The sequence below is a fragment of the Tahibacter soli genome (assembly GCF_025717065.2).
GTDB classification, from domain to species: domain Bacteria; phylum Pseudomonadota; class Gammaproteobacteria; order Xanthomonadales; family Rhodanobacteraceae; genus Tahibacter; species Tahibacter soli.
The window spans coordinates 1-8796 of record NZ_JAOVZO020000010.1 but is presented as its reverse complement, the minus strand read 5'-3'; the positions used below and the strand labels follow the sequence as shown (position 1 = coordinate 8796).

6 protein-coding genes are annotated in these 8796 nt (G+C 63.6%); 3 read left to right on the top strand and 3 right to left on the bottom strand.

Going from position 1 to position 8796, the window contains the following annotated elements; all coding sequences use genetic code 11:
* Positions 1 to 95: 95 nt before the first annotated feature.
* Positions 96 to 2474 (bottom strand): phosphoenolpyruvate synthase, encoded by a 2379-nt coding sequence (gene ppsA / locus OD750_RS08130; RefSeq protein WP_263541401.1) that lies wholly within the window; start codon positions 2472 to 2474, stop codon positions 96 to 98.
* A 144-nt stretch (positions 2475 to 2618) separates the two neighbouring features.
* Here ppsA and ppsR point away from each other — a divergent pair, with 144 nt between their 5' ends.
* Positions 2619 to 3434, top strand: a complete 816-nt coding sequence (ppsR, locus tag OD750_RS08125) for a posphoenolpyruvate synthetase regulatory kinase/phosphorylase PpsR (protein ID WP_263541400.1) — start codon at positions 2619 to 2621, stop codon at positions 3432 to 3434.
* A 401-nt stretch (positions 3435 to 3835) separates the two neighbouring features.
* Here the strand turns inward: ppsR and OD750_RS08120 are convergent, their stop codons facing one another.
* Both OD750_RS08120 and OD750_RS08115 read right to left on the bottom strand, forming a co-directional pair.
* Positions 3836 to 4681, bottom strand: a complete 846-nt coding sequence (locus OD750_RS08120; protein ID WP_263541399.1) for a hypothetical protein — start codon at positions 4679 to 4681, stop codon at positions 3836 to 3838.
* Between the two features lie 194 nt (positions 4682 to 4875).
* The gene (locus tag OD750_RS08115; RefSeq protein WP_272841879.1) at positions 4876 to 6900 is read right to left on the bottom strand and encodes an endonuclease; all 2025 of its coding nucleotides are present in this window, start codon (positions 6898 to 6900) and stop codon (positions 4876 to 4878) included.
* A gap of 1016 nt (positions 6901 to 7916) precedes the next feature.
* On the opposite strand from OD750_RS08115, the gene OD750_RS08110 reads away from it, so the two are divergent.
* Positions 7917 to 8192, top strand: coding sequence for a hypothetical protein (locus OD750_RS08110; RefSeq protein ID WP_263541397.1), 276 nt, complete (start codon positions 7917 to 7919; stop codon positions 8190 to 8192).
* 205 nt (positions 8193 to 8397) lie between these two features.
* Positions 8398 to 8796: phage integrase N-terminal domain-containing protein (locus OD750_RS08105; RefSeq protein WP_272841874.1), on the top strand; the 399-nt coding region annotated here is incomplete at its 3' end.

The following is an 8796-nucleotide window of genomic DNA, read 5'->3' as shown; positions in this document are numbered from 1 at the left end:
GCGCAAGCTGGGATCCAGCCGTTGCTCTTGCGGCGCGAAAAACTGGATTCCAGCTTTCGCTGGAATGACGAGCACAGGGAACTACAGGCGGTGCTTTACGCCCCGGCCTTCGCCTGCGCCAGCCGCAGCCACGTATCGACCACGGTGTCGGGGTTGAGCGACACCGACTCGATGCCCTGCTGCATCAGCCACTCGGCGAGATCCGGATGGTCCGACGGGCCCTGGCCGCAGATGCCGATGTACCTGCCCTTGGCACGCGCCGTCTGGATCGCCATCGACAGGAGCTTCTTGACCGCCGCGTTCCGCTCGTCGAACAGGTGCGCGACGATGCCCGAATCGCGGTCGAGGCCGAGCGTGAGCTGCGTCAGGTCGTTCGAGCCGATCGAGAAGCCGTCGAAGAGTTCGAGGAACTCGTCGGCGAGCAGCGCGTTCGACGGCAGCTCGCACATCATGATGAGCTTCAGGCCGTTCTCGCCGCGCTTCAGGCCGTTCTGCGCGAGTACGTCGATCACCTTCCTGCCTTCCTCGACCGTGCGCACGAACGGAATCATGACCCACGCATTGGTCAGGCCCATTTCGTCGCGCACCTTCTTCATCGCGCGGCATTCGAGCGCGAAGCAGTCGCGGAACGACGGATCGACGTAGCGGCTCGCGCCGCGGAAGCCGATCATCGGGTTTTCTTCATGCGGCTCGTAGCGCTTGCCGCCGATCAGGTTCGCGTATTCGTTCGACTTGAAATCGGACAGCCGCACGATCGCCGCATGCGGCGCGAACGCGGCCGTGATCGTCGCGATGCCCTCGGCCAGACGGTCGACGTAGAACTGCACCGGATCGTTGCCGTAGCCGGCGAGCTTCTCGTCGATCTTGCGCTTGGTGTCGGCATCTTGCGTCGCGTATTCGAGCAGCGCCTTCGGATGGATGCCGATGTGGCTGTTGATGATCATTTCCAGGCGCGCGAGGCCCACGCCGGCGTGCGGCAGCATCGCGAAATCGAACGCGCGCTCCGGGTTCGCCACGTTCATCATGATCTTGAGCGGCGCCGGCGGCATCGCGCCGAGATCGGCCGTGACGCGATCGAACTCGAGCCTGCCCTCGTAGATCAGGCCGGTGTCGCCTTCGGCGCACGACACGGTCACCTGTGCGCCGTCGGGAATCGTGTCGAGTGCGTTGCCGCAGCCGACGACGGCCGGCACGCCGAGCTCGCGCGCGATGATCGCGGCATGGCAGGTGCGTCCGCCGCGGTTGGTCACGATCGCCGCGGCGCGCTTCATCACCGGTTCCCAGTCGGGATCGGTCATGTCGGCGACGAGCACGTCGCCCGGCTGCACGCGGTTCATGTCGGCGAGCGAGCGGATCACCTTCGCCGTGCCGGCGCCGATCTTCTGGCCGATCGCGCGGCCTTCGGTCAGCACCGGGCCTTTCGATTTCAGATGGAAGCGCTCGATCTGCGTCGCGCGGGCGCGCGACTTCACCGTTTCGGGACGCGCCTGGAGGATGTAGATTTTTCCAGTAATGCCGTCCTTGCCCCACTCGATGTCCATCGGGCGGCCGTAGTGCGTCTCGATCGTCAGCGCCTGGCGCGACAGCTCGTGCACGTCCTCGTCGCTGATCGAGAAGCGCGAGCGGTCGGCGGCCGGCGTCTCCTCGATGCGCACGCGTTCGCCCGGCACGTTCGAATACACCATGCGCTGCTGCTTGGCGCCGATCTGGCGGCGCAGGATCGCGGGTTTGCCGGCCTTCACGCCGGGCTTGTACGTGTAAAACTCGTCCGGGTTGACCGCGCCCTGCACGACCATTTCGCCGAGGCCGTAGCTCGCGGTGATGAACACGACGTCGCGGAAGCCCGACTCGGTGTCGAGCGTGAACAGCACGCCCGACGCGCCGGCGTCCGAGCGCACCATCAGCTGCACGCCGGCCGACAGGAACACGTCTTCGTGCTTGAAGCCGTGGTGCACGCGATAGGCGATCGCGCGGTCGTTGTAGAGCGACGCGAACACCTCTTTCACCTTGTGGATGACGTCGTCTTCGCCGGTGACGTTGAGGAACGTCTCCTGCTGGCCGGCGAACGACGCGTCGGGCAGGTCTTCGGCGGTCGCCGACGAGCGCACCGCGACGGCGACGTTCTCGCCGCCCGCGTCGGCGCAGAGCTTGCGGTACGCCGCGCGCACGGCCTCGTCGAACTCGGCGATCAGCGGCGTTTCGACGACCCAGCGGCGGATTTGCGCGCCGGCCCTCGTCAGCTCGTCGACGTTCTCGACGTCGAGCGTCGCCAGGCGATCCTGCACGCGCTGCGCAAGACCGCTCTGCGCGATGAACTGCTGGAACGCGTAGGCGGTGGTGGCGAAGCCGCCCGGTACCGAAACGCCGAGCTTGGACAGATTGCCGATCATCTCGCCGAGCGAGGAATTCTTGCCGCCGACCTTGCCGAGATCGGCGAGTCGCAGCTTGTCCAGCCAAAGCACCAGGTCGCTCAAAGGAATCTCCGGAAGCGTGAAGAGGGAGCCGTGCGCGGTCCGGCGCGCAAAGACGGTCAATTTTCGCCGGTTCGATCGCCACGAAACAAGTTGTGCGCTGCGGCATCGGGTTAGACTTCGGCCTTCGTTCAGGGCGGGAAGGCCATGCGCAGAACTATTTTTTACGTTTCCGACGGCACCGGCATCACCGCCGAGACGATCGGCCATTCGGTCCTGACGCAGTTCGACGGCATCGAATTCGACACCTTCCGCATCCCGTTCGTCGACGACGAGGCGAAGGCGCAGCTCGCGTGCGTGCGCATCAAGACCTCGTTCGCGCAGACCGGCATGCGGCCGATCGTCATCAATACCGTGGTCGATCCGGCGCTGACCGAAGTGCTGACGGCCAGCGGCGCGCTGATGGTCGACGTGTTCGCGCCGTTCATCGGCCCCCTCGAGGACGAACTCGGCACGCCGCGTTCGCGCCACGTCAACAAGGCGCACGGCCTCGTCAACTTCGCCGAGTACGAGGCGCGCATCAACGCGACGAACTACGCGCTGTCGCACGACGACGGCGTGTCGACGAACTACGCCGACGCCGACGTCATCCTCGTCGGCGTCTCGCGCTCGGGCAAGACGCCGACGTGCCTGTACATGGCGCTGCACTACGGCATCAAGGCCGCGAACTATCCGTTGACCGACGACGATCTCGACAACATCGAGCTGCCGTCGCGCTTGCGGCCTTACCGCAGCCGCCTGTTCGGCCTGACGATCGACCCGCAGCGCCTGGCGCAGGTGCGCGAGAACCGCCGGCCGAACAGCAAGTACGCGACGATCGAGCAGTGCCGCTGGGAACTGGCGCAGGCCGACAAGCTGTTCAAGCGCGAAAACCTGCCGCTGCAGAACACGACGCATACGTCGATCGAGGAGATCGCGAGCAAGATTCTCTCGACGCTGGGGATCGAGAAGCACATGTTCTGACGCTCGTCATCCTTTGCTCGTCATTCCAGCGAAATGAAGAGCGTTTCTTAAATATTTGAAAATAAAGATAGAAAAGACTCGATTTTACCCTGTGTAGGTACTGTGCAGGAAATTTTTCCTGCACAGACTAATGGATAGCAGTGTGCGAGGACATCCGCAAGGCGAAACTTTGGTGCGCATAGCCTCGGCTTCGGTCGAGGTTACTTTCTAGCGAACGCATACTGCGCTAGCTCATGCTCTGGCCGGTGCTCTATGGTCCCGGCCACAGCACTTCTTCGTCGGCCCTTCGGAATGCTACCGTCTTAGCGCTGCCCAGCGCCTTGTGGTGCCGGCTACTTTGTCGCTTCGGAATGCGAATCGGCGGTGATCTTCCGTAACGATCGCGATCGTCGGCTGGACGTCTATTTCCCGAGATGCTGCTGAAGCGGCTCCGACCTCGTCAGCAGGGTTTCACTTCCGAGGCGGATATCGTCCGCCGCCTTTCTTACCTCCTGCAGCGCCGCTGCGGCGTCGAGCAACGTCGCTATCGCAGGCGCCAGTTCGTCCCACTGCGTGTTCACGTCCTGGAGAATGCCGCGTGCCGCCGTATCGTCGATCGCTTTCAGATCGAGGTCCGCGTTGCCATCGAGCAGGCTTTCGATGACGGCGCCGTAGAACGTTCTGTCGCGCTGCAGTCCGGTTGCCGCGTTCGCGGCATCCTCGCCGCCGTCCAGAATGGCGTGTGCGCGACGCTGCATGCGCTCGATCAGCAGCATCTGGTAGGACGCGAGCTTCACCTGAAGCTTCGAGCCGTGTCCGTCGACGAGTGTCTTCACGATTTCATCCGTGTGCGCATTGAGTCTGGCGGCTTTCGCGTCGAAGTCGTCGACGGCGGTCCTGCTCTCGATGATCTGCCGTTGCCCTTGCAGAATTTTCGTCACGTTCGAGTCGAGCGGCGCCCATGCCTTGTCCACGCCGAGGAGTTCGGCGCTCAGCGGCGCGCGGCCGGCTAGACCGCTAAAACCGTTTCCCGGGTCGCCCTGTTTCAGCTGCGTCAACGCTGCGCCGATGCGTTTGCGCGCCGCATCGAGATCGAGGAACGCCTCGACCCTGCCGCCGGCAGCATCGTTGGCGAGAAGCGCCAGTTGTTGCGAGCGAACCTGCACATTGGCAAGCAGCGCCATTGCCTTGGCGTCGTCGTTCGCTGCGGCATGCACGCCGGAGATGGATGCGGTGAGTAACAGGATGCCGCGGAGCAGCGAGCGCATGTGACGGTTCCTTGATCCGGTGGGAAGACCGGATGTGAACGACGCGACAGGCGCCGAGCGAACAGGGCCGGCGGGCGGCGCGGGCCGGCGAGTCGTCGACACGAAGCTGCGCGTCCGCCGGTCGAGCCCGTTGGCGTGGTCGCAAACGAATAAAAGCTGCGGCGACGAAGCTAGTCGCGTAAACCAGAACGCACTTAGGGCTCGAAGCCGTTGGCAAAAATCCGATCCGCCGCGCAGAGGTCGAGGAACACGCAGTCTGCCCATTCTGGATGGTCAACGAACGGATTGCGGTTGTGCTGGTAGCCGAACACGATCTCGTTGCGCAGCCGCTCGCGATCGGTCGGTGGGTCCATGTAATGCCAAGTCAGGATGACGCTGAGCAGGCCCATGTATGCCGTGCCGGAGGTGTTGGTGCCCGTTGTCTGAATCAGGCTGAGATTGTCCGTCAGCACTAAGTCTGGCTCAGGGCTGTTCGTGTTCCCATTGAGCCCGCCTTCGTAGCGCACATCCATGTAGAGCAGCGCGCGCGCTAGGTCGCCCTTACGCGCACTCCAGACCTCCCAGATCACCCCATCCGACCAGTTGGAGTTGCCGGGATACACCCCGCTTCCGCCACCCTCCCCGTTGGTCAGAACCGTCGTGTATTCCTGGCAGACCGACGAACAGGTGCCGAACGGCTTGGTGCCGCGCGTGCCGTTGTAGTTGTTGTCGGTCAGGTGGAGCATGTGGGTGTCGGTGTACGGATAGTTCGTGGCGCCGTCGTCCGGGAAGCCGTAGGCCTTGGGCCAGATGTGCTCGCGGTTGTAGGGGCGATTGGTCGTCACCTTCGCAAAGGAAACGTTCTTGTAGGCGTCGACGATGCGATAGGGATCGTTCGGGTCTTCATCGGCCTGTTCGAGGATCGTCCAGGTGTCGGTCCCACTCGACGAGTAGGGGTAGCGGGTGTGGTCCTTGATAATGCTGTGTAGTGACGCGCGCAGCGCCGTCGCACTGCTCGGATCGACGTTCTGGTAGTAGTTGCCGATGGCCGGGCCTGTCCCAAAGCTCCAGCTTGCATCGCTGCTCATCGCGTTCGGACTGCCGTCCTGATCGAGGACCAGGGCTGCATGCACTGTGGCCGTGCAGGTCTCGTTACCGCCCAGTGCCGGCGCCGGCTGGGCGCTGTACTGCTGCGGGCCGCCGGTAATGGTCAGCGCGTGGACACCCGTGTTCGCGCAGTTCAGCGTGAGCCAACCCGTGGAAGTCGTGACCGCCTCCGAGAAGAACACACGCAGGGGACTCAAGGTGGGAACGTTGGTGGCGCCGGCGACTGGCCTTCGATCGGCTACAGTGGGCGCAATGTCGGTCGCCACCGTGAACGTACTCGTGGCGTTTGCCGCCATCGTGTCTGGCGTGCCGTCCAGATCGGTCACCAAACTGGCCGCGACGGCCGTGGTGCAGGTTTCTGCCGAACTGAACAACATCGCCGGCGTATAGACGTAGCGCGCCGCGTTCGGGTTTGAAGTCAGCGTCAGGCCGACATTGCCCGAGCTGGAGCAAACGAGCGTGACCGCACCGGGGCCAAGGGTGACCGCCTCACTGAACTGGACAGCGATGAGTGCGGACTCCGCCACGTTTGTCGCGCCCTGCGCCGGTTGCAGGTCGATGACGGCGGGCGGCGCATCGACCCCGCCGACGAATGTCTGACCCTGGTTGCACTGGCCGAACGACGCGGTAGCAGACGACTGCCAGGTGAAGTCTTCGGCGACCGTTCCAGTGCCGGCCAAACGCAAGGATTGGCCTGCCGGCGCACTGCCGTTCTCCGAAACGCCAATGTCGGTGCTGGTGAGTCCTGCCGCTGGGCCGTTCGTCGCGGTGAACACGCCCTCGTAGTTGAGGAACTGAACCACCGTGCCGCCGTTGACCAGTGCGAGGCCATCCGGCGCACCGTTCTGCAGGCCGGTCGCGTCAACCACGACAGTACCGAAGCCGTCGCACTGATTCGCCAGGAATCCGCTCAGCGGCACTGTGCCGTAGGTCGTCCCGCCAGTGCCGTTGTAGAACACGACGGACCAACCATCGAGATTGGTCAAGGCAGGGCCTGCGATCTCGACTGCCTCACCCGTGTCCGGCCCACTGTTGTCGTAATGCAGCTCGTTGATGAAGACCGGGGTGACAGCCACCGCCGGGGACGCGAACACGGACAACAAAACGGCGAGCAGTGCGGTGCGCAGGGACATGGGCGTCGTCCGCCAAGGGGGGCTAACGAGCGACCGTAAGTCAGGGACGTGACGGGATCAAGAACGCGCCAAATCACTGCTCTAAGCCGGGGACGGCAAAGCACTGGATTCGACTGCAAGCATCTTGTCTGCGCAACTAGCTACAGGCTCGCTCCGTTCAGCGGTTCTGTGACGGTCGCTGACTTCAGCGACCTGGAAATGCCGGTGTATTGCGCCGACCGGCGCTAAGTTGACGCGCGCGTACGCGTCGCGGTGAGTTGCCCGCCGTCGTGCTTCGCGGGCGTTAACTCACGGATACAGGCCCAATATCGAAAACAAGATCTTGGGCGCGCCGTACAAGCGTGTGGTCGTTTACGCGCTCTCCCACGAAGAACTGCATCGCTGGCGGTGCCCGAAGAAAGCTCCCGCCTTTAGATATGGTGGGACTGCTGAGCCGCAGGCTGTCCAGGATGGTATTCGATAGTGCAGCGGTGTCGTTTTGCTCCATTCTTGCGCAAGCAGCGGCTATAGCGGCGCGGGCGCTACCCGCTGCGGAAACGTAGACCGTGCGCACGCAACTGAACCCCGTTCGGGTCCGCGAAATCGACCAGAGTTCGACGTCGTCGCCGACGATAACGGCAGTGCTCGACTCGTCCATAAGGCATCGCTGGTTAGAGGAGGCCTCTAGCCTATGCAGGCCGTCATCCCCGCCGCGTGAAAAGTGAGGAACAGGGTGAGAGGTTCAGCTCTCTCACTACAGTGCGCTTTTCTGGTGCAGCGAAAACGGCTGTGGCGCGCGCCGCGCTTTCGCGCACGGATGTGCCTCCCCAACCGCCAACAGGTGACAGATGTCCACCAAGCCAAGCCCCCACACATTGCTCGCCCGGCGATCCCAACTCGCCCGCGGGCGCGCTGGCTTTCTGGCTTCAAGCGGAGCGGAGACGCAGCGTCGTCATTGGCTGCAAGCTGACAATGACGACGCTCGCTGAACCCGCGCACACATTGCATTTTAGGCACTATTCCAGAATGATGGCCACATGACGACCAGCGTCGCGGAACAGCTCGGGGCCCTACGCTCGGAGGTCGGAACCCTCCGCCGGGAGAACGCGCGCTTGCTGGTTGCGCTCGTGGAAGCGCACGAGGCAACCGCCCAGGCGCGCCACGAACGCGACATGAGCCGGGGCAAGGCAGAACGCCTGAAACGACGCTTAGACGCCTTTCAGGCCGGTTCGAGGGGCAACCCTCAACGTGGACAGGTCCACGCGAAAAACCTGCACCGGGTGCTTTCTCCTTCCGGCCAGGAGGAGAGCTAGCACCGTCGTATGAAAACCCATCAGGTCAACAACCCGCGTAGAAAGGAGGTGCCAACAGGCACCAACGCGGGTGCATCGGTCGATGCACCCAAGCTCACTTGCCCCTGCCAGTCTCGATCCGTTCGAGGCTGGGTTGCTGGACGGCTCCCGGAGCCACCAGTGACGGCGTGAACACTTACCGGAACTCCGGCATATGGGTGTGAGCTTGAAATACGACCTGCGACACCTGGCCTACCGCAACAAGGACGGGAGCTTCGGCACCCAGGCAGAAAGACTAAAAACCCTGACCAAGATGGCCGACCACCTGAAAGGGCTCGGCTACCAGAACATGACCGCCGACAGCCTCAAGCCGAAGCACGTTGAGGCGTTGGTGAAGTTCTGGCGCGGGCAAGACCTGTCGGTCGGCACTGTGAAGAACCGCATGGCGGCCCTTCGATGGTGGGCCGAGAAAGTCGGCAAGCCAGGCATCATCGCCAGCGACAACGCCTTCTATGGCATCGCCGACCGCAAGTACGTCACCAACAACACCAAGGCCGTTGTGCTGGGCGACGACGGCCTCGACCGGGTCACCGATCCTTGGACGCGCTACGCCCTGCGTTTGCAG

Excerpts from the sequence above, each read along its gene's own strand:
- OD750_RS08115 (WP_272841879.1), bottom strand. The coding sequence starts at position 6,900 with ATGTCCCTGCGCACCGCACTGCTCGCCGTTTTGTTGTCCGTGTTCGCG.
- OD750_RS08120 (WP_263541399.1), bottom strand. The coding sequence starts at position 4,681 with ATGCGCTCGCTGCTCCGCGGCATCCTGTTACTCACCGCATCCATCTCC.
- ppsR (WP_263541400.1), top strand. The coding sequence starts at position 2,619 with ATGCGCAGAACTATTTTTTACGTTTCCGACGGCACCGGCATCACCGCC.
- OD750_RS08110 (WP_263541397.1), top strand. The coding sequence starts at position 7,917 with ATGACGACCAGCGTCGCGGAACAGCTCGGGGCCCTACGCTCGGAGGTC.